The following is a 19,091-nucleotide window of genomic DNA, read 5'->3' as shown; positions in this document are numbered from 1 at the left end:
AGAGATACAGAAAGACCTTTCATGACCGCACGCAAGATCATCATCGACACGGATCCCGGCCAGGACGATGCCGTTGCCCTGCTGCTGGCGCTGGCCAGCCCGGACGAGCTGGAGGTGCTGGGCATCACCTGCGTCGCTGGCAACGTGCCACTGGCGCTGACCCAGAAGAACGCTCGCATGATCTGCGAAGTCGCCGGGCGCAGTGATGTGCCGGTGCTGGCCGGCTGCGATGCGCCACTGGCCCGGCCGCTGGTGACAGCGGAACATGTTCACGGCAAGACGGGCCTCGATGGCCCCCAGCTGTGGGAGCCGCAACTGCCGCTGACCGACGGGCACGCAGTGGATTTCATCATCCACAACCTGCGTCGCCATGCCCCCGGCACGGTCACCCTCTGCCCGCTGGGGCCGCTGACCAATATCGCGACGGCCTTCAGGAAGGCACCCGACATTATCGACCGGGTGCAGGAAATCGTGCTGATGGGCGGCGCCTATTTCGAAGTAGGCAATGTCACCCCCGCCGCCGAATTCAACATCTACGTCGACCCCGAGGCGGCCGAAGCCGTCTTTACCTCCGGCGTGCCACTGGTGGTGATGCCGCTGGATGTCACTCACAAGGCGCTGGCAACCCGGCCTCGGGTCGCTGCGATCCGCGCACTCGATACCCGCGCCGGTCATTTCACCGCCGATATGCTGGATTTCTTTGAACGGTTTGATGTGGCCAAATACGGCTCTGAAGGCGGACCGCTGCACGATCCCTGCGTCATCGCGCATCTGCTGCAACCGGATTTGTTCTCCGGTCGTCACGTGAACGTTCAGGTCGAAACCGGATCGGAGCTGACCCTTGGCATGACCGTCGCCGACTGGTGGGGCGTCACCGACCATGCCCCCAATGCCATGTTCATGGGCGATGTGGACGCGGACGGCTTTTTCGCCCTGATCACCGACCGTCTGGCCCGGCTATGAGCGCCGCCCTGCATCTCGCCAAGCCCGAGCATCTGGGCAAGCTCCTGCCGCTGGTCGCAGCCTGCCATGAGGAGATGGGCATCGACAGCAGCGCCGAGCAGCGCGAGGCGGCAATCGCGCCGCTGCTGGAGGGCATGCCTTATGGCGCAGTCTATATCATCGGCCCCACCCGTGCGCCGATTGGCTATATCGTGGTCACCTTCAGTTGGTCGGTCGCCTTTGGCGGCATGGACGGCATGGTGGATGAGATCTACATCCGCCCCGCCGTACGCGGCCGCGGCATTGCCACCGAAGTGCTGACAGAATTGCCCAAAACCCTGGCCGAAGCCGGGATCACGGCGCTGCACCTCTCCGTCGATCAGGCCAATGAGCAGGCACAGCGCCTTTACGCCCGCGCCCGTTTTCAGCCGCGCGAAGGCGAGATGCTGATGAGCAAGAGACTCATCCCCTGAGGCCCTAAACAGCGCATCAGGCAGGTTTTCGCCACTTTGGGCGTGTCCTTCGGATTTTTCCCAAAAGTTGATCCAGAACAGATCGGGGCGCTGAAATCGGCGCAATACTCCCCCTCAGACCACTGACAGGAGATGTCCGATGAAAGCAAAACTCACCGCACTCACCGCTGCTGCCGTTCTAGCCCTGACCGGCTGCGAGAACCTGACCACCGAACAACGCACTGTCGTTGGCGTCACCGGCGGCGCCGCTGCCGGTCTGATCGCCGCCGAGGCGCTGGATGCCAACAAGAACTGGCGCATCATCGCTGCCCTTGCCGGTGCGGCAGCTGGCACCGTGGTGGCCCAGAACCAGGCTACAAACACCTGCGCCTATGCCCGCGGCGACGGCACCTATTACGAAGCGCCCTGCCCCTGATCGCAATCTGACACCGCGCGCCTTGACCCGCGCCCTGACCGGGTGCTAGCGAGGCTTACGCTGAAAAACGCAGGGTCGGTCCGGTTATCCCGGCCCTTGCGGGACGCCGCCCTAAAGCGGCGCCTGCAAGAGTTAGTCAGGCTGGACATCCCTGCCTGAACCCGCAGCAGTCCCCGTCACCGGGGTGCTGCGGTATATCGAGAAATGACCCGTCGCATCCCGTTTACACAGATAGAAAACGGAGTGCATTCATGCCTCACCCCAAAACGACAGTCATCCTCGCCCAGTTCTTCATCGCGCTGATGATGGCCTTTCTGATGACCGGTATCTTCACCGCCTTTCCCACCGGCTTTGCGCCCGGATGGGTTGGCCTCTGGCTGGGACGGTTCGTGATCGCGATGCCCATCGCCTTTGTCCTGTCGCTGGGCGTCGGCCCACTCGCCTTTTTCCTGGCCAGCCGCCTGATCCGCCTCCTGACGCTGTCACGCAGCGCCGGGTGAACCGCCCGCAGGACACGCAAAAGGCCCCGCCGATACCGACGGGGCCTTTCATCAGATCTGTCGCCTGATCCTTACTTCAGGATCGAACGGCCTGCGTATTCGGCCACTTCGCCCAGCACTTCTTCGATGCGGATCAGCTGGTTGTATTTCGCAAGCCGGTCGGAACGCGCCAGCGAGCCGGTCTTGATCTGGCCGCAGTTGGTAGCAACCGCGAGATCAGCAATGGTGGCATCCTCAGTCTCGCCCGAACGGTGCGACATCACGTTGGTAAAGCCCGCGCGATGCGCCATGTCGACGGCCCGCAGGGTTTCGGTGAGCGAGCCGATCTGGTTCACCTTCACCAGCATCGAGTTGGCCGAGCCGCGCTGGATGCCTTCGGCCAGACGCGCCGGGTTGGTCACAAACAGATCGTCACCCACCAGCTGCACCTTGTCGCCGATGGCGTCGGTCAGGGCTTTCCAGCCGTCCCAGTCATCTTCGCCCATGCCGTCTTCGATCGAGATGATCGGGTAATCGTTCACGAGCGCCGACAGGTAAGCGACGTTTTCATCGCTCGACAGGGTCTTGCCTTCGCCCGAAAGGACGTATTTGCCATCCTTGTAGTATTCGGTCGCAGCACAATCGAGCGCCAGATAGATGTCCTCACCCGGGCGGTAGCCTGCCTTCTCGATGGACTTCAGAACGAAATCCAGCGCTTCGCGGGTCGATGCGATATTGGGCGCAAAGCCACCCTCGTCGCCGATCCCGGTGTTAAGGCCCGCTGCGGTCAGCTCTTTCTTCAGGGTGTGGAACACTTCGGCGCCCATGCGCACCGCGTCGCGGATGTTCTCCGCGGCCACCGGCATGATCATGAATTCCTGAATGTCGATCGGGTTGTCGGCATGTTCGCCGCCGTTGATGATATTCATCATCGGCACCGGCAGAATCCGCGCCGAGGTGCCGCCCACATAGCGGAACAGCGGCTGGGTGGTGAAATCGGCTGCCGCCTTGGCCACGGCCAGCGATACGCCCAGAATGGCATTGGCGCCCAGACGGCCCTTGTTGGCGGTGCCGTCCAGCTCGATCATCGCGCTGTCGATGGCAACCTGCTCGGTCGCGTCAAAGCCGACCAGCTCTTCGGCAATCTCACCGTTGACGGCGGCCACGGCCTCCAGAACGCCTTTACCCATGTAACGGCTCTTGTCGCCGTCGCGCTTTTCCACCGCTTCATGGGCGCCGGTCGACGCGCCCGAGGGGACAGCGGCGCGGCCCATGGTGCCGTCTTCGAGGATCACATCAACCTCGACGGTCGGGTTGCCCCGGCTGTCAAGGATTTCGCGGGCGTGAATGTCGATAATGGTGCTCATCGGTCGGTTCCTGACTGTGGCAATTGGTTGCCAGCGTCATAGCAGCCGAGGGCAGATTGTAAACCGTTTCCGTTATCGCTAACGCGCCTTTATTTCACCGGTTAGGGCTAACAATTCGCTGTTTGCGCCAACAGTTTTGCAGCTGCGGCGATGTGCCTGATCAGGCCGCCGCCGGAACGGCGCGGGCCAGTCGACGTTCGCGCAGGAAGGTATAAAGGCCAGAGGCGATGATCAGCCCGGCCCCGGCCAGGGTCATGGCATCGGGGCGTTCGTTGAACATGATGACGCCCGCCAGCAGCGAAAAGACAAGCCGGGTATAGCGGAAGGGCGTCACAGCCGAGGCATCCCCGACCCGCATCGCCGAAACGATACCGTAGTAACCCAACACACCGAACAGAACGCCGCCCAGCATCATCAGCGTTTCGCCCCCCTCCAGCGCCCGCGCCTCTCCGGGCGTCAGCACCAGCAGCAGCGCCGCCGCCGGAATGACGGCTGCAAAGGCCTGAAAACTGACCACGGTGGAGGGCACGGCACTGTCCATCACCCGTGTCAGCAGATCCCGCGCGGCAACCGCCCCAACCGAGACCAGCACCAGCAGGGCAGCAGGCTCAAATCCGCTGAGCCCCGGCCGGATAATCATAAGAACCCCAGCGAAACCAACAAGGATCGCGCTCCAGCGCCGCCAGCCGACCTGCTCACCCAGAAACAGCGCCGCGCCCATAGTGATGACCAAAGGCGTTGCCTGAAACACGGCGGCCACAACGGAAATATCCACCAGCGCCAGCGATGTGGCAAAGCTGACCGCAGCCAGCGCCTCGGTCAGGGCGCGCAGCACCGGCATCCGGCGCCAGGCGCGCGGGGCAAAGATCCGGTGCCCCTGCAATTTCGCCAGAACTGCAAAGACGCTGCCGCTGCCGAGCCCCAGAAGGATCAGGATCTGCCCCACCGGAAGCCCCTCGGACAGGGTCTTGATGAACATATCCTCCAGGGTGAAGGCTGCCATCGCTCCGATGACCAGAAGAATACCGTTGATGTTGTTCATGCGCGCGCCCTTCCTGTGCCCGGCCCCCGCGATAGGCGCCCTGCAAATCCGGGCATGCCCAGCATTGCCGCCACCGGCAAGCGGTTTCGCGACAGGATGACGCAACATGTTGTGATGTTAATCATCACGCATCGTGATGAATGCGGCTTGTCAGCTCTTTTTTGTCGGCACGCCGTAAAGTTCCAGCTTGTGCCCCTTCAGCTGGTATCCAAGCTTGGCCGCGATCTTTTCCTGCAGCGCCTCGATCTCTGGGTCGCAGAATTCGATCACTTCGCCAGTGTTGATGTCGATCAGGTGGTCGTGATGTTCACGGTCCGCGTCCTCGTAACGGGCGCGGCCGTCGCCAAATTCCAGCCGGTCCAGAATACCGGCCTCTTCGAACAGCTTTACCGTGCGATATACCGTGGCCAGCGAAATCCCGGCATCCAGCGCGCTGGCCCGGGCGTAGAGTTCCTCCACATCCGGATGATCATCGCTGTCCTGCAGGGCGCGCGCAATCACACGGCGCTGGCCGGTCATACGCAGGCCCTTGGCCTCGCAGCGGGCGATAATCGATTCTGCCATCGCAGTCCTCTCCGTTTCTGGGCTCCCTGTGTAACGAACCAAGCTCGGGGCGCAAACCGTCAAATCACCTGTCGTGCCCATTGACATTCCGAGCCGGGGCCTCCATTTGGGCGTCAGGCATCCATCCCTGCCGCGTGAGCAGAGACGGCCCGGTTGCACCTGAGGTGCAGGCATTTCCCGGCGTCTTAGTGATATGCCCGTGTTCCCAAAATCACGCGTGGGGCGTTTGCAGAGGCCAGCGGCCTGGCATCCGGCCAGCCCCCGCCCGAGGTCCCTGCCCCACCCATCTCCGCAATCCGGGACGCGGTCCCGGAGCTGCGGCACCGGTCTTTTGCATGATGCAAAGGCCGCGAAAGGACGACAAGTGACTGAATTTTCGACTATGGGGCTGCCGCAGCAGCTTCTCGCCCGCCTTGATGACATGGGTCTGAAGGATCCGACCCCGATTCAGGCGCGCGCCATTCCCCATGCCCTGAACGGCGAGGACGTACTGGGTTTGGCCCAGACCGGTACCGGCAAGACCGCCGCCTTTGGCATTCCGCTGATCACCCGCATGCAGGACTATGGCCGCAAACCAGCGGCCAAGACCGTGCGCGGTCTGGTTCTGGCGCCGACCCGCGAACTGGCCAACCAGATCGCCGCGACCCTCAAAGGGCTGACCGAAGGCTCCCCGATGAAGATCGGCCTGGTGGTCGGCGGTGTTTCGATCAACCCGCAGATCCAGCGTATTGCCCGCGGCACCGACATTCTGGTGGCCACCCCCGGCCGCCTGCTGGACATTCTGGACCGTAACGCGCTGGATCTTGGCTCCTGCGACTTCCTGGTGCTGGACGAGGCCGACCAGATGCTGGACCTCGGCTTCATCCACGCCCTGCGCAAGATCTCGGCCCTTCTGCCGGAAGAGCGCCAGACCATGCTGTTCTCGGCCACCATGCCGAAACAGATGAACGAGATCGCCAACTCCTACCTGCAGCGCCCGGTGCGCATCGAAGTGACCCCTCCGGGCAAACCGGCGGCCAAGGTCACCCAATCGGTGCATTTCATCGCCAAGGCGGAAAAGCTGAGCCTGCTGAAAGAGTTGCTGACCGAGCACAAGGACGAGCGCACGCTGGTCTTTGGCCGCACCAAACACGGCATGGAAAAGCTGATGCGGGTGCTGGACAAGGCCGGTTTCGCCGCTGCCGCAATCCACGGCAACAAGAGCCAGGGTCAGCGCGAACGTGCCCTTGCCGCCTTCAAATCCGGTGAGATCAAAGTGCTGGTGGCCACCGATGTGGCCGCGCGGGGTCTGGATATCCCAGACGTGAAATACGTCTACAACTACGAACTGCCCAATGTGCCGGATGCCTATGTGCACCGCATCGGCCGCACCGCACGCGCGGGCAAGGACGGTCAGGCCGTCGCATTCTGCGCACCGGACGAGATGGATGAGCTGAAGGCGATCCAGAAGACCATGAAGATCACCATTCCGGTCGCCTCGGGCCGCCCGTGGGAAGTGCTGCCCGATCCGGCAGCGCCCAAGGGGCGTCGTGGCGGCCCGGGTGGCGGCGGCAAACCCGGCGGCGGCGGACGCCCCGGTGGCAACCGTCGGCGTCGTGGCGGCGGCGGAGGCCGCGGTGTCCAGGGTCAAAGCGGCGGTCAAGGTGGCAGCGGCCAGGGCAACGGACAAGGCGGCCAGCGCCGTCGCTCCAGCTAAGCCAAAGCTGCTAACAGATCAGAAAAATCGGAAACCGCCGCGCCATTGCGTGGCGGTTTTTTTTGTGCGGCGGATGCCTAACCGGCGCGCCGCAGGTCCGCCCAGACCGGCAGGTGGTCCGAGGCGATATGCGCTGGCTGCGCCTGATGCACCCCAGCCCGCACCACCTCCAGACCTGTGCTATGGGCAATGCGGTCCAGCGCGCCAAGCGGTCGCAGCGCCGGAAAACTGGGTGCAGGCGGCAGGAACCGCATCATCGGCGCCAGCCGGTCCAGCACAGAGCTGCGCGACCAATCGTTGAAATCACCACCCCAGACCGTCGGCATATCGGTCCATTTCGCGCTGTGCTGCGCCAGATGCCGCACCTGCGCCCGCCGCGCCCGCCCGGTGAGACCCAGGTGCGCGCCTACCACTCGCAGGGGGCCGATGGGGGTGTCAAAGGCCGCCCAGACCGCGCCGCGCGGCTCCAGACCCGGCAGGTCGATATGCCCCTTGTCGCGCAGGGAAATTCCCTGGCCTTTCCAAATCACCGCATTGCCGTGCCAGCCCAGCGATCCGGCCCCGCCCAGATCCACATCCTGCCAACCCGCCTCGTTCAGAACGAAATGCGGCAGCGCCGCGGGCCGGGGCGGCAGACGCTTGTCCGCCTCCTGCAACAGCACGATCCGCGCGCCCATGTCCTCCAGCACGTTCAGGATACGGCGTGGCTGGCGGCGCAGGTCCAGACCAACGCATTTCTGAATGTTGTAACTGGCCAGACGCAGGGTGGTCTCGGGCATGGGGGCTCCTTTCCCGGCCAGTGTTCATCGCCCGCACAGCCGGTGCAAGCCAAGATCGCCCTGCCTGCGTCAAGGCGCGCACGATTGCAGCCGATTTTGGCGAAACGTCTTGCTTGACAGTCCGTTACCTCCCGGTGCTGATGCGCCCATGACAGAAAAAAGATCCATGGACGCCGCGGGCGCCCTTGCCCTGACCGGCTTTGCCGCCCTTCTTGGCTTCAATCAGGTTGTTATCAAGATCGCCAACGGTGGCTTTGGCCCGGTGTTCCAGGCCGGGCTGCGCTCGCTTATCGCGCTGGCGGTGATCCTCATTTGGGTCTGGCTGCGCCGCTCCAGGCTGCGCCCCGAAGGCGGCATGCCAGCGGGGGTCCACGGCTGGGGCATCGTGGTGGGCCTCTTGTTTACCGGTGAATTCATCTGCCTGTTCTGGGCGCTGGATGTCTCATCCGTGTCGCGGGTGACGATCATCTTCAACTCGATGCCCGTGTGGCTGGCGCTGGCCGCGCATCTGTGGCTGCCGGGAGAGCGCTTGAGCGGGCTGCGCGTTGTTGGCCTGGTGCTGGCCATGGGCGGTGTGGTGTTGGCGGTGCTGGATCGGGACGCCAGCGGCGCTTCGGTTCTGGGCGACGTGCTGGCGCTGATCTCGACCCTGTGCTGGGCCGGGCTTGCCTTCTGTGTGCGGGCAACGCCCTTGTCGCGGGTGCCCGCGGTGACGCAGCTGATTTACCAACTGGCCGTCTCGGCCGTGCTGCTGCTGGCGCTGTCACCGCTTTTCGGGCCGCTGCTGCGCGCACCCGAGCCGATCCATATCGCAGGCGTGCTGTTTCAGGCGATTGCGATTGCCAGCCTCGGATACCTGCTGTGGTTCTGGCTGTTCACCATCTACAAGGCCGGGTCTGTCGCCTCCTTCAGCTTCCTGTCGCCGGTGCTTGCCGTGCTGATGGGCTGGCTGATCCTTGGCGAGAGACTGTCATATGAGGTCTGGCTGGCGCTGGCCCTGGTGGCGGCAGGCGTCTTCCTGATCAACCGCCCCGACAAACGCACCACAATCGGATAAGCAAGCTCTCCCGCCCGTCGCGGGTGCATCACGGATGCATCCGCTCCCGTTGGGTCTGGCGCGCCATGTCGCGCGCGCCGTGCGCAGCACGGCGCCTGGCCCAAGGGGGAGAGCGCCTCCGCAAGGAGGCCGAGCCCGCGCGGGAGCGCTGCCCCTGCTTCTCTGCCTCAGGTGCCGCAGAAAGTTGCTGCGACCACCTCTTCAGGGCGCGGCGGGTTTTGCAGCTCCGCGTACTCTGGCTGATCCTCATAGGGGCGCGCCAGCACCAGATTGAGCCGTTCAAACGGCGCCATGTCGCCATCGACCGCGGCCGCGATCATCTCTTCGATACGGTGGTTGCGCGGGATGCAGGCCGGGTTGACCTGCCGCATCAGCGCCTCGGGGTTTTCCTCTGTCTCCAACCGCTGGCGCCAGCCCATCGCCCAGCTGTCAAAGGCCGCAGGGTCAAGGAACTGGTCACGGGCATTATCACCCGCCAATGCCCGGAAGGCATTGGTGAAATCCGCCTGACCCGCCGCCATGCGCTCCAGCAGATCCTCGATCAGCGCCATGTCGCCCTCTTGCGGCGTGGCGATGCCGATCTTGGCGGCAAAGCGACTGAGCCATTCGCGCTCGATCACTCCGGGCATGGCATGCACGATTTCGGTGGCTTCCTCGACGCCTGCCTGCGGATCGTCCAGCTGCTGGATCAGCGCCGTGGCCAGCTGCGCGAGGTTCCAGACGATGATTCCCGGCTGGTTGTCATAGGCATAGCGCCCCATCCGGTCGATCGAGCTGAAAACCTGCGAGGGATTGTAAACGTCCATGAAGGCACAGGGGCCATAGTCGATCGTCTCGCCCGAGATGGCGCAATTGTCTGTATTCATCACCCCGTGGATAAAGCCCACCGACATCCACTGCGCCACCAGCCGCGCCTGCGCATCGCGCACCGCGCGCAACAGGCCCATGGGACGCTGCACGTCGGGATAATGGCGATCAATGGCGTATTGCGTCAGCCGCTGCAGCGCCGCGACATCACCGCGCGCAGCAAAGATCTGGAAGGTTCCCACCCGCAGATGGCTTGCCGCCACCCGCGTCAAGACCGCGCCGGGCTTGGCGCCTTCACGCCAGACGGGATCGCCGGTTTCCACAGCAGCCAGCGCTCGGGTGGTGGGGATGCCAAGCGCATGCATCGCCTCGGACACCACGTATTCCCGCAACACCGGCCCCAGCCAGGCGCGCCCGTCGCCTTGCCGCGAATAGGGCGTACGGCCTGAGCCTTTGAGCTGGATATCCCGGCGCTTGCCATCGCTGCCGATGGTTTCGCCCAAAAGGATCGCGCGCCCATCCCCCAGCTGCGGATTGAAGTTACCGAACTGATGCCCCGCATAAAGCTGCGCCAGCGGATCGGCCCCCTCGGGGATGCGGTTGCCGCCGAACACCTCGGCCATCTCCGGCAGATCGCCCGGGGTGATACCCATGAGCTGTGCCAGATCGTTGTTGAAGGCAAGCAGGCGCGGCGCGGACACCGCTTCCGGCGCCTGTTTGCTGTAGAACTGAGGCGCAAGCTGCGCGTATGTGTTGTCAAAGGGGATGTGCAATGTCATGGCCCAAACATATGCGGCAAGCCACGGATTGCCAGATCAAACAGGCACAGACAGCAGGAAAGAGGCGCGAATGACGGCGGACCAGATCATCGAAAAGCTGAAACTGGAACCCCACCCCGAGGGCGGCTGGTACCGGCAGACCTGGGTTGCCGAGAACGAGGGTCGCCCCACCGGCACTTGCATCTATTTCCTGCTCAAAGCGGGGGAGGCCAGTCACTGGCACCGCGTCGATGCGGCCGAGATCTGGCTGTATCACGCAGGCGCGCCGCTGGTCCTGTCGCTGTCCGAAACAGATGAAGGCCCCGCCACAGATCGCCTTTTGACCCCGGATCTGACCAAGGGAGCGCCGCAGCTGATCGTGCCCACAGGTCACTGGCAGGCCGCGCGCACAACCGGAGACTATACGCTGGTCAGCTGCACCGTGTCTCCTGGGTTCCAGTTCGAAGGGTTCGAGCTGGCCGCGCCAGAGTTTGATATTCCGCGCGCATAACCCTTTGGCGCGCCCCCTCTGACACGGCCGCAAGGCCGGGTCGCGCCCGACCCTCCCCACGGGAGGGCGCATTCGCCCCCTCCCAGGGTCAGGCCCGCCCCTTCGTTCTACATGAAGGCCACCTACCCCTCGCCCGGCACGCTCACCACACCGCCCCCGACGCAGGCGCGCACGCCTGTGGTGCCGGGACAGGAGGTCGGCATGCCCCGCGCCACCCGCACCGCCAGATGGGCAAATGCCTGCGCCTCCAGCATATCGCCATCAAGACCGACGTCCTCGACCGGCTTGACCGGGCAATCGAGAGAGACCCGCAGCATTTCCATCAGCACCGGGTTCTGCCGCCCGCCACCAGTGACCAGAACCATTTCGGGTCCTTCGGGGCAATGCTCCATCCCCTGCGCCACGGCGGCGGCACACATGGCGGTCAGCGTCGCTGCGGCATCCGCATCGCTCAGCTCCCCGACCAGCTCTACCATTTCGGAGAAATCGTTCCGATCCAGCGACTTCGGCGGCATCTTTGCAAAGAACCCCTCAGCCAGGAACAACTCCAGTGCGCCCTCTTCGACCTGCCCCTTGCGGGCAATCGCGCCATCCTTGTCAAACGGCAACCCCAGCCGCGCCTGCAGCAGATCGTTGAGCGGCGCATTGGCTGGCCCGGTGTCAAAGGCCAAGAGCGCGCCGGGATCTTCGGGCCGCTCGAACCGCGGGTCCACATAGGTGAGATTGCCAACCCCGCCGAGGTTCAGAAAGCATAGCGGGCGCGTCGCGCCGATGTATTTGGCGCAGGCAAAGTGGAAGAATGGCGCCAGCGGCGCGCCCTCACCGCCCAGGGCCACGTCATCAGAGCGGAAATCCCAGACCACGGGCCGTCCCAAAGCCTCGGCCAGGGCCGCGCCATCGCCCACCTGCAGCGTGCCCTGTCTGCGCGGCGCATGGGCCAGGGTCTGGCCGTGAAAGCCGACGATCTCAGCCGTGGGAAACCCGGACAGAAGCTCGGCATGGACCTGATCGGTCAGCGCGCCCGCGGCCTCAACCTCTGGCCCTGACCAATGGCCGAGCCCCGCGCGCAGCACCGCGCGCTCCGCCTCGCAATAGGGGCGGTAACCACTGTCACCAAAAGCAAAGATCCGCTCTCCGTCGGTCTCGACCAGCGCCGCATCAACGCCATCCAGCGAGGTGCCACTCATGGCGCCAAGCGCGATCACCCTACCGGTTTTTGCAATCGCTCGTGTCATTTCCCTGCCCTTCAGCCAGATCAACCGGGCCCGCCTGCCTGCAGACTGCCCAACGCGCATGGATTTTCTGCGCAAAAGCAGGTTCCATGTGCCCCTTTTGCGTTTTATACACCACGTCGCAATAGACAAGCCGAGGCATGCCATGACCTATCATCCCAAATCGGATTTCATCACCGTGATGATGGAGCGCGGGTTTCTCGCCGACTGTACGGACTATCAAGGTCTGGACGAGGCGCTGATGACCCCTGGCCAGTCCGGCTATATCGGCTTTGACGCCACCGCGAAATCGCTGCACGTGGGATCGCTGATCCAGATCATGATGCTGCGCTGGCTGCAAAAGACCGGCCACAAGCCGATCACCCTGATGGGCGGCGGCACCACAAAGGTGGGCGATCCGTCCTTTCGTGCCGATGAACGCCCGTTGCTGACGCCCGAACAGATCGACGACAATATCGCCGGAATCAAAAAGGTGTTTTCGGCCTATGTCGATTATGGCGACGGCCCGAATGGCGCCATGATGATCAACAACGACGAATGGCTGAGCGATCTCAACTACCTTGAGTTCCTGCGCGACATCGGGCGGCATTTCTCGGTCAACCGGATGCTGTCCTTTGAAAGCGTGAAATCGCGGCTGGACCGGGAACAATCGCTCAGCTTCCTCGAATTCAACTACATGATCCTGCAGGCCTATGACTTCCTGGAGCTGAACCGCCGCTATGGCTGCATCCTGCAGATGGGCGGCTCGGATCAGTGGGGCAATATCGTCAACGGTATCGACCTGACCCGCCGGGTGCTGGACCACGAGATCTACGGTCTGACCTCGCCGCTGCTGACCACTTCGGACGGCAAGAAGATGGGCAAGTCGCAGAACGGCGCGGTCTGGCTGAACCCGGATATGCTCTCCCCTTATGAGTTCTGGCAGTTCTGGCGCAACACCACCGATGCGGACGTAGGCCGGTTCCTCAAGCTTTACACCGAGATGCCGCTGGACGAATGCGAGCGTCTGGGCGCGCTGGCCGGGTCCGAGATCAACGAGGCCAAGGTGATCCTCGCCAATGAGGTGACCACCCTGCTGCACGGCGCCGACGCGGCCGCCGCTGCCGAGGCCACCGCACGCGAGGTGTTCGAGAAAGGCGGCGTCGGGGACGATCTGCCGACCCTGACCCTGACGCCCGCCGATCTGGGTGACGGGATCTCGATCGTGCAGCTGATCGTGAAATCGGGTCTGGCGAAATCCGGCAAGGAGGCCAAGCGGCTGATCTCCGAGAATGGCGCGCGCATCGACGATGGCCCGCTGAGCGATGCAGGCCTGATGATCGACGCGGGCGCACTGGCCTCTCCGATCAAGCTGAGCGCGGGCAAAAAACGCCACGCGCTGGTGCAGTTGGCGGACTAAGCGCCACTGGCTATGTGATGAAGAACATTGAAGAGGCTGGGCTTCCTGCCTCTTTTTTGTTGCTGCCTGCGCTGCTTTGCCTGCCGTGTCGGCCCTTCTCCTAACAGGAGTGGGAGTGCCCCGTTATTGAGCGCAGAGCACACCGCACCCGGCGGCAGGGCTAGAAGAACAGAAACTCCGCCAGCGTCAGCAGGATGAAGACCGGAACCGACAGGCCCGTCGCCACAAGAAGGGCTGCGGTCTTGGTGATCCGGGGGCTGGGGGCGCATCGGCCCAGAACTTGGGACTGTTTTTTCATGCGCCCCATTAACCCTGAATTAGGTTTCCACTCGGTAAACATATAGGCATGTTTGATTTCATTCCTGCCGGAACGGCCCAGACCTCGACCCAGCCCGGACGGCACGACACCCTGCCCCAATCCGAAGAATTTCTGCGCGCGCTGCAAGCGACCGGGCAGGATCCGTTGGTCCTGGAGCGGATGAACAATACCACCGTCCTGCGGCAACGGTTCTGGGGCCGCATCGACGTCGCCATGGTCAACCGGGCCACGGTGCACAAACCCCTGCGCCTGCTGGAAATGCTGCAAGAAGAAGGCCTGCGCCGCACGCCGGTGATCCTGTCACCGGAAACCCCCACACCCGAACTGGCCCGCCACGGCGCGGTGCCTCTGATGGGCCCCGCAAGCGTCGCCCGGCTTGGGCTGGCGCCCTGCCCCGATGCCCGCCGCGCCGCACTTCATCAGAAATGGCGCAACCGGCTGAAACACGGTGAATCTCAATCCCTGCGCCTGACGCGGCAGAACATGCCGGTGGATCCGACTCACTGGCTGTTTGCGGCCGATCAGGCAAAGCAAACCGAACGCGGCTATCGCAGCTGGCCCGTCGGCCTGACTCTGGCCTATGCGCAGGCCAATCCCGGCACGGCGAAACTGTTTCAGGCCTTCGAGGGCAAAGAGCCTGTGGCGGCGATTCTGGTGCTGCGCCACGGGCAGCATGCGACCTACCACCTGTCCCACAGCAGCGACCGCGGCAAACAGCTGTCGGCCCATAACCTGTTGATGTGGGAAGCGATGAGCTGGCTGTCCGCCCAGGGCTGCAAAACGCTGGATCTTGGCGTTATCAACACCGAAGACGCGCCTGGCCTTGCCCGGTTCAAACTTGGCACCGGCGCCGATCTGCACCGTCTTGGCGGCACCTGGATTTACTGGCCGCCGATGGGCCGCCTGCTGGCGCCACTGGCGCGGCTGGACCGGCGCATGATGACGGCGGGTACCGCTGGACAGATCTGATCCCCCATGTTTATTTGAACACATGTTCAGATACTGGGAGGACCCCTGCTCATGAAACTTGACCAGACATGCGCGGTAATCACCGGCGGCGCATCCGGCCTTGGCGAGGCGACTGCCCGCCATTTTGCCGAAGGCGGTGCCAAGGTTACAATCCTTGACCGCGACGCCGAGCGCGGCGAGAAGGTTGCGGCCGAGATTGGCGGCTTTTTCGTTCAGACCGATGTCACCGACGAAGACTCGGTTGCCGCAGCGATTGCCTTTGCTGCCGAGAAGATGGGCCGGATCTCCGCCTGCGTGAACTGTGCCGGCATCGCCTATGGCATCAAGACCGTCGGCAAGGACGGCGCGCATCCGCTGGATGCCTACAAGCGCACCATCGACATCAACCTCGTCGGCACCTTCAACGTGGCACGGCTGGCCGCGGTAGAGATCGCCAAGAACGACCCCGAGCCCGATGGCGCCCGTGGCGTGATCATTAACACCGCGTCCATCGCGGCCTTTGACGGCCAGAAAGGCCAGGTTGCCTATTCCGCTTCCAAGGGCGGTGTCGTCGGCATGTGCCTGCCGATGGCGCGGGATCTGGCGTCCTCGGGCATCCGGGTAATGACCATCGCACCGGGCATCTTCATGACCCCGATGCTGGCCGGTCTGCCCGAAGAAGTGCAACAGCAACTGGCCGCCGATGTGCCGAACCCACCGCGCCTTGGCGATCCGGCGGAATACGGCCGCCTCGCAGGCTTCATCGTCGAGATGGGATACCTCAATGGCGAAGTGATCCGCATCGACGGCGCCCTGCGCATGCGCTAAAAATAGCGGATTAACAATACGTTAATCTAAAACATTAAAGGGGCGCCGTATCAGGCGCCCCTTTTCTTGTGGCAGTCTAGTCACCGCATCCCTGAATGAACAGTTAACGATAAGATACTGATTTTAGATAATGTTTCGCGCACGAAACAAATCCGCTCAGGCATCGCCCGCCTTTTCTTCCAGCTCCAGCCACTCTTCCTCTGCAGCCGCCAGTTTTTCCTGGCGCTCTACAAGGGCTTCGGTGGCTTTCTTGAATTTCACCGGCTCACGCGTGAACAGTTCGGGATCTGCCATCAGCTGTTCCAGTTTGGCGATCTCCTGCTCCAGCCGGTCGATCTCATCCGGCAGGGCCTCAAGCCGGTGTTTTTCCTTGAAACTGAGACCTTCCTTCGGCGCCGCCTCCTGCTTGGGCTTTGGCTTGGAAGGTTTTGACTTTTCGACCTTTTCCTCCGCCTCTTTTGGCGCCCGTTGGGACAGGTAATCGCTCCAGCCGCCCGCATAAGCCGTGGCGCGCCCGTCGCCCTCCATGGCGATGGTGGTGGTGGCAACACGGTCCAGAAAATCCCGGTCGTGGCTGACCAGCAGCACCGTGCCGTCATAAGCGTCCAAAAGCTCCTGCAGCAGATCCAGCGTTTCCACATCGAGATCGTTGGTCGGCTCGTCCAGCACCAGAAGGTTGCTTTGCCGCGCCATCAGTCGGGCCAGCAACAACCGCGCCTTTTCCCCGCCTGACAGGGAGCGCACCGGCGCCCGCGCCTGCCGTTCATCGAACAGGAATTCCTTGAGGTAGCCCACCACATGTTTGGGCTGTCCCCGCACCATGACCTGATCGGCCTTGCCGGAAATTCCCAGCGCCGGATCCGTTGTCAGGTTTTTCCAGAGGCTGGCATCGGGATCGAGCTGATCGCGGGTCTGATCGAACAGGGCAATCTCCAGATTGGTGCCAAGGGTAACGCTGCCCGCGTCCGGCTCTTCCAGCCCAAGCAGCATCTTCAGCAGCGTCGTCTTGCCCGCGCCGTTGGGTCCCACAAAGGCGACGCGATCGCCGCGCTGCACCTTCAGCGAGAAGTTCGAGACAATGGTCTTATCATCAAAGGCCTTGGAAAGGCCCTCGGCTTCGATCACCTTGCGGCCTGACTTGGGTCCGGCATCCAGCGCCAGTTCGGCCGCGCCCTGGCGTTTAATCTGCGACGCGCGCTCGGCCTTCAGGTCCTGCAGCGCCCGCACCCGGCCCATGTTGCGTTTGCGCCGAGCCGAAATACCTTCGACGGCCCAGCGGCTTTCGGATTTGATCAACCGGTTCAGCTTGTGCCGCTGCTGGTCTTCTTCTTCCCAGATCTTGTCGCGCCAGGCCTCGAAGGCGTCAAATCCCTTTTCCTGACGCCGCACTTGCCCCCGGTCGACCCACAGGGTGGCGCGGGTTAACGCGCGCAAAAAGGCCCGGTCGTGAGAGATCAGCACGTAGGCCGCGCGGGTGGATTTCAACTCCCCTTCGAGCCAGGTGATCGCCTCGATGTCCAGATGGTTGGTCGGCTCGTCCAGTAGCATCAGATCGGGCGCTTCGGCCATCAGCTTGGCCAGGGCCGCGCGGCGCCGTTCGCCGCCCGAGGCAGTCTCCACCGGGCGCGCGGGATCAAACTTCAGCCCCTCGCCCGCGCGCTCCACCCGGTACATCTCGCCCGGCTCCAAAGCGCTGGCGGCGAAATCACCAAGCGTCGCAAACCCGGTCATCTGCGGGTCCTGCTCCATATAGCCCACCGATTTACCTGGCGGCACCACGATGCTGCCCTGGTCCGGTTCGACGAGACCCGCCATCACCTTCATCAGGGTGGATTTACCCGAGCCGTTGCGGCCCACAAGAGCAACCCGGTCACCGGGTTGCACCACGAGGTCGAGATCGGAAAACACCGGATCGCCACCAAAGGTGAGCGATATGCCGGACATCTGCAAAAGAGGAATTCGTGCCATGAAAGCCAGCTAAACCGGCCCGCGCGCGCCGTCAACGCCGACCACGGCTGGGAGCCGTGGAAATCGGCTACACCGGGGCTGCCACAGCGCGCAGCAGGCGTTTGCGCGTCTCCGGGATGGCACCAACATCGACGCCGGTAAAGACATGCAGCGTATTGAGCTCCTCATCCACGACCGCGTGATCGCTGACCCAGCCTCCCATCAACAGATAGGTCCGCAACAAAGGCGGCATATGGCGCAGGGCCACCTTCTGGTCGGGCACGCGCGCTGGGAGGCAGTCAAACCGCACCACCTGCGGCGCCTTGATCACAGGCTGCCACATGCCCGGCGCCAGATGGCGCTGCCTCAGCAGGGCAAAAGTGTCGAGATAGGGCGCAGCTTCCGTACCTGCGAAGGAACTGCACCCGAAAAGCATCCGGATATCTTCGGCGTCCACCAGGGCGGTGATCGCCCCCCAGGCGATGCGCAGGATGTCTGCATCCCCGGCGCCTTCCCGAATGCAGAACCGCCCGACCTCGGCCATGCGCCCCTCATAGGAACTGAGCCGGGACAGGTCATAGTATTGGGCTGCATAGCTTTTGGGAATGTCCTGACCGCTCTCCAGCGTCAGCATCCGGAAACACCCAATCAGTGCCCTGGTGTCCCGCTCTTCGATCAGTATGTGGCGACAGCGGGAATCATAGGGATCACGATCCGGCTTCACAGTACCAAAGCATTGGCTGCGCAACTCTTGCGCCGCGTGAAGATCCGCATCTGTCCCTGCGAACCGGGCCAGATAACGGCCTTTGCTGAGGAGTGTTTCCGTCAGGAGCGTTGCAGACTGCGCCATTGCCGATCCCCCATGTGGCGGCCAGACCTCTCATCCGGCACCCCACCTGCGTTTCCATAGGGCGCAGTCAGGCTAGCATCGCCTGATCACAACCGCACGACAGACACCGCAGCCCATGGCCACCCCCTGTTTACTGGTCGAGGATTGCATCCGGGGAGAAGTTGCCCAGGTTGCCGATCAACTGACGCAGAAAGGTCTTATCTTCGATGCTGGAGGATGTGACCCGGCGCTGCAGCGGGATCACCCGGCCATCCTCAAGCCCGAAACGCTGGATGCCGCTAACAACGCCGCGCGTGTCAAAGTTGACCGCAACCAGTTCGCGGGACACCGGTTTGGGCTCTGCAGCGCCATAATGGCGCATCCGGGTGGACACATAGTAGTAGCCGCTTTCGTTCAAAACACCCGAAGAAGACGGGATGCCAATGGATTCGGCAACGGAGTCCCGGCTGTCCACGCCGACGACCACTTCTGCCAGATCTTCCTCGGATGGCACATAGCCGTGCTTGCGATAGCTGGCCGCGCAGGCGGTCAAGGATCCGCACAGCAGCAGTGTCGCCGCCAGCTTTGCCGCTGATTTCAGCTTGATTGACTGTGCACCCATGATGCCCCCCGAAAGACTGCCGCGACCCCGGCTTGATTACGCCGCCCATCCCGATTACCTAATGCAGCCTTCTGGTT

At 63.3% G+C, this 19,091-nt stretch carries 20 protein-coding genes; 10 read left to right on the top strand and 10 right to left on the bottom strand.

The genetic code is table 11. The features are described 5' to 3' along the window. The first annotated feature begins 21 nt into the window (after positions 1-21). From SM765_RS01330 to SM765_RS01315, 4 genes are all read left to right on the top strand, one after another. The gene (locus tag SM765_RS01330) at positions 22-963 is read left to right on the top strand and encodes a nucleoside hydrolase (protein WP_274836813.1); all 942 of its coding nucleotides are present in this window, start codon (positions 22-24) and stop codon (positions 961-963) included. Then, positions 960-1,415: a GNAT family N-acetyltransferase gene (locus tag SM765_RS01325; RefSeq protein ID WP_274836812.1), complete on the top strand. Its 456-nt coding sequence runs from the start codon at positions 960-962 to the stop codon at positions 1,413-1,415. Before SM765_RS01330 ends, SM765_RS01325 begins: the two co-directional genes overlap by 4 nt. Before the next feature lie 139 nt (positions 1,416-1,554). Beyond that, positions 1,555-1,830, top strand: a complete 276-nt coding sequence (locus SM765_RS01320) for a YMGG-like glycine zipper-containing protein (protein ID WP_274832009.1) — start codon at positions 1,555-1,557, stop codon at positions 1,828-1,830. A gap of 251 nt (positions 1,831-2,081) precedes the next feature. Further along, the gene (locus SM765_RS01315) at positions 2,082-2,330 is read left to right on the top strand and encodes a DUF2798 domain-containing protein (RefSeq protein ID WP_274828503.1); all 249 of its coding nucleotides are present in this window, start codon (positions 2,082-2,084) and stop codon (positions 2,328-2,330) included. Between the two features lie 71 nt (positions 2,331-2,401). Here SM765_RS01315 and eno read toward each other — a convergent pair whose 3' ends face one another. From eno to SM765_RS01300, 3 genes are all read right to left on the bottom strand, one after another. Then, positions 2,402-3,676, bottom strand: a complete 1,275-nt coding sequence (eno, locus tag SM765_RS01310) for a phosphopyruvate hydratase (RefSeq protein ID WP_274832008.1) — start codon at positions 3,674-3,676, stop codon at positions 2,402-2,404. A gap of 160 nt (positions 3,677-3,836) precedes the next feature. Next, complete coding sequence (locus tag SM765_RS01305; RefSeq protein WP_274836811.1) at positions 3,837-4,718, bottom strand: DMT family transporter; 882 nt, start codon at positions 4,716-4,718, stop codon at positions 3,837-3,839. 150 nt (positions 4,719-4,868) lie between these two features. After that, on the bottom strand, positions 4,869-5,282 hold the full coding sequence (locus SM765_RS01300) for a Fur family transcriptional regulator (RefSeq protein WP_065273259.1): 414 nt from the start codon (positions 5,280-5,282) through the stop codon (positions 4,869-4,871). Positions 5,283-5,646: 364 nt separating this feature from the next. Between SM765_RS01300 and SM765_RS01295 the strand changes: the two genes are divergently transcribed. Next, on the top strand, positions 5,647-6,978 hold the full coding sequence (locus SM765_RS01295) for a DEAD/DEAH box helicase (protein ID WP_274836810.1): 1,332 nt from the start codon (positions 5,647-5,649) through the stop codon (positions 6,976-6,978). 77 nt (positions 6,979-7,055) lie between these two features. On the opposite strand, the gene SM765_RS01290 is transcribed toward SM765_RS01295, so the two are convergent. Beyond that, complete coding sequence (locus SM765_RS01290) at positions 7,056-7,757, bottom strand: endonuclease/exonuclease/phosphatase family protein (RefSeq protein ID WP_065273257.1); 702 nt, start codon at positions 7,755-7,757, stop codon at positions 7,056-7,058. A 148-nt stretch (positions 7,758-7,905) separates the two neighbouring features. Here SM765_RS01290 and SM765_RS01285 point away from each other — a divergent pair, with 148 nt between their 5' ends. Continuing rightward, positions 7,906-8,814: a DMT family transporter gene (locus SM765_RS01285; RefSeq protein ID WP_274838984.1), complete on the top strand. Its 909-nt coding sequence runs from the start codon at positions 7,906-7,908 to the stop codon at positions 8,812-8,814. A 167-nt stretch (positions 8,815-8,981) separates the two neighbouring features. Here SM765_RS01285 and SM765_RS01280 read toward each other — a convergent pair whose 3' ends face one another. Then, complete coding sequence (locus SM765_RS01280) at positions 8,982-10,400, bottom strand: protein adenylyltransferase SelO (protein ID WP_274836808.1); 1,419 nt, start codon at positions 10,398-10,400, stop codon at positions 8,982-8,984. Between the two features lie 70 nt (positions 10,401-10,470). On the opposite strand from SM765_RS01280, the gene SM765_RS01275 reads away from it, so the two are divergent. Next, positions 10,471-10,890 (top strand): cupin domain-containing protein, encoded by a 420-nt coding sequence (locus SM765_RS01275; RefSeq protein ID WP_274836807.1) that lies wholly within the window; start codon positions 10,471-10,473, stop codon positions 10,888-10,890. Between the two features lie 122 nt (positions 10,891-11,012). Here the strand turns inward: SM765_RS01275 and SM765_RS01270 are convergent, their stop codons facing one another. Further along, positions 11,013-12,125, bottom strand: coding sequence for an anhydro-N-acetylmuramic acid kinase (locus SM765_RS01270; RefSeq protein ID WP_274836806.1), 1,113 nt, complete (start codon positions 12,123-12,125; stop codon positions 11,013-11,015). A gap of 142 nt (positions 12,126-12,267) precedes the next feature. Here SM765_RS01270 and tyrS point away from each other — a divergent pair, with 142 nt between their 5' ends. Continuing rightward, entirely contained in the window at positions 12,268-13,521 is a 1,254-nt protein-coding gene (gene tyrS / locus SM765_RS01265) for a tyrosine--tRNA ligase (RefSeq protein WP_274836805.1), read from the top strand. 160 nt (positions 13,522-13,681) lie between these two features. Here tyrS and SM765_RS01260 read toward each other — a convergent pair whose 3' ends face one another. Next, positions 13,682-13,819 (bottom strand): hypothetical protein, encoded by a 138-nt coding sequence (locus SM765_RS01260; RefSeq protein ID WP_165832663.1) that lies wholly within the window; start codon positions 13,817-13,819, stop codon positions 13,682-13,684. A gap of 48 nt (positions 13,820-13,867) precedes the next feature. Here SM765_RS01260 and SM765_RS01255 point away from each other — a divergent pair, with 48 nt between their 5' ends. Then, positions 13,868-14,809, top strand: a complete 942-nt coding sequence (locus SM765_RS01255; protein ID WP_274831998.1) for a GNAT family N-acetyltransferase — start codon at positions 13,868-13,870, stop codon at positions 14,807-14,809. Between the two features lie 51 nt (positions 14,810-14,860). Beyond that, complete coding sequence (locus SM765_RS01250) at positions 14,861-15,616, top strand: SDR family NAD(P)-dependent oxidoreductase (protein ID WP_274836804.1); 756 nt, start codon at positions 14,861-14,863, stop codon at positions 15,614-15,616. A gap of 156 nt (positions 15,617-15,772) precedes the next feature. On the opposite strand, the gene SM765_RS01245 is transcribed toward SM765_RS01250, so the two are convergent. From SM765_RS01245 to SM765_RS01235, 3 genes are all read right to left on the bottom strand, one after another. Next, complete coding sequence (locus SM765_RS01245; protein WP_425537291.1) at positions 15,773-17,584, bottom strand: ABC-F family ATP-binding cassette domain-containing protein; 1,812 nt, start codon at positions 17,582-17,584, stop codon at positions 15,773-15,775. Between the two features lie 67 nt (positions 17,585-17,651). Beyond that, on the bottom strand, positions 17,652-18,413 hold the full coding sequence (locus SM765_RS01240; protein WP_274836803.1) for a GNAT family N-acetyltransferase: 762 nt from the start codon (positions 18,411-18,413) through the stop codon (positions 17,652-17,654). A 130-nt stretch (positions 18,414-18,543) separates the two neighbouring features. Then, positions 18,544-19,014: an outer membrane protein assembly factor BamE gene (locus SM765_RS01235; RefSeq protein ID WP_065273248.1), complete on the bottom strand. Its 471-nt coding sequence runs from the start codon at positions 19,012-19,014 to the stop codon at positions 18,544-18,546. Positions 19,015-19,091 lie beyond the last annotated feature (77 nt).

This window comes from Pseudophaeobacter sp. 1A09344 (assembly GCF_041008745.1).
GTDB lineage: Bacteria > Pseudomonadota > Alphaproteobacteria > Rhodobacterales > Rhodobacteraceae > Phycobacter > Phycobacter gallaeciensis_A.
This window is presented reverse-complemented; position numbering and strand designations above follow the sequence as displayed.

Coding starts and splice junctions, on each gene's coding strand:
- SM765_RS01330 (WP_274836813.1), top strand. CDS start 22: ATGACCGCACGCAAGATCATCATCGACACGGATCCCGGCCAGGACGAT.
- SM765_RS01325 (WP_274836812.1), top strand. CDS start 960: ATGAGCGCCGCCCTGCATCTCGCCAAGCCCGAGCATCTGGGCAAGCTC.
- SM765_RS01320 (WP_274832009.1), top strand. CDS start 1,555: ATGAAAGCAAAACTCACCGCACTCACCGCTGCTGCCGTTCTAGCCCTG.
- SM765_RS01315 (WP_274828503.1), top strand. CDS start 2,082: ATGCCTCACCCCAAAACGACAGTCATCCTCGCCCAGTTCTTCATCGCG.
- eno (WP_274832008.1), bottom strand. CDS start 3,676: ATGAGCACCATTATCGACATTCACGCCCGCGAAATCCTTGACAGCCGG.
- SM765_RS01305 (WP_274836811.1), bottom strand. CDS start 4,718: ATGAACAACATCAACGGTATTCTTCTGGTCATCGGAGCGATGGCAGCC.
- SM765_RS01300 (WP_065273259.1), bottom strand. CDS start 5,282: ATGGCAGAATCGATTATCGCCCGCTGCGAGGCCAAGGGCCTGCGTATG.
- SM765_RS01290 (WP_065273257.1), bottom strand. CDS start 7,757: ATGCCCGAGACCACCCTGCGTCTGGCCAGTTACAACATTCAGAAATGC.
- SM765_RS01285 (WP_274838984.1), top strand. CDS start 7,906: ATGACAGAAAAAAGATCCATGGACGCCGCGGGCGCCCTTGCCCTGACC.
- SM765_RS01280 (WP_274836808.1), bottom strand. CDS start 10,400: ATGACATTGCACATCCCCTTTGACAACACATACGCGCAGCTTGCGCCT.
- SM765_RS01275 (WP_274836807.1), top strand. CDS start 10,471: ATGACGGCGGACCAGATCATCGAAAAGCTGAAACTGGAACCCCACCCC.
- SM765_RS01270 (WP_274836806.1), bottom strand. CDS start 12,125: ATGACACGAGCGATTGCAAAAACCGGTAGGGTGATCGCGCTTGGCGCC.
- tyrS (WP_274836805.1), top strand. CDS start 12,268: ATGACCTATCATCCCAAATCGGATTTCATCACCGTGATGATGGAGCGC.
- SM765_RS01260 (WP_165832663.1), bottom strand. CDS start 13,819: ATGAAAAAACAGTCCCAAGTTCTGGGCCGATGCGCCCCCAGCCCCCGG.
- SM765_RS01255 (WP_274831998.1), top strand. CDS start 13,868: ATGTTTGATTTCATTCCTGCCGGAACGGCCCAGACCTCGACCCAGCCC.
- SM765_RS01250 (WP_274836804.1), top strand. CDS start 14,861: ATGAAACTTGACCAGACATGCGCGGTAATCACCGGCGGCGCATCCGGC.
- SM765_RS01245 (WP_425537291.1), bottom strand. CDS start 17,584: ATGGCACGAATTCCTCTTTTGCAGATGTCCGGCATATCGCTCACCTTT.
- SM765_RS01240 (WP_274836803.1), bottom strand. CDS start 18,413: ATGGCGCAGTCTGCAACGCTCCTGACGGAAACACTCCTCAGCAAAGGC.
- SM765_RS01235 (WP_065273248.1), bottom strand. CDS start 19,014: ATGGGTGCACAGTCAATCAAGCTGAAATCAGCGGCAAAGCTGGCGGCG.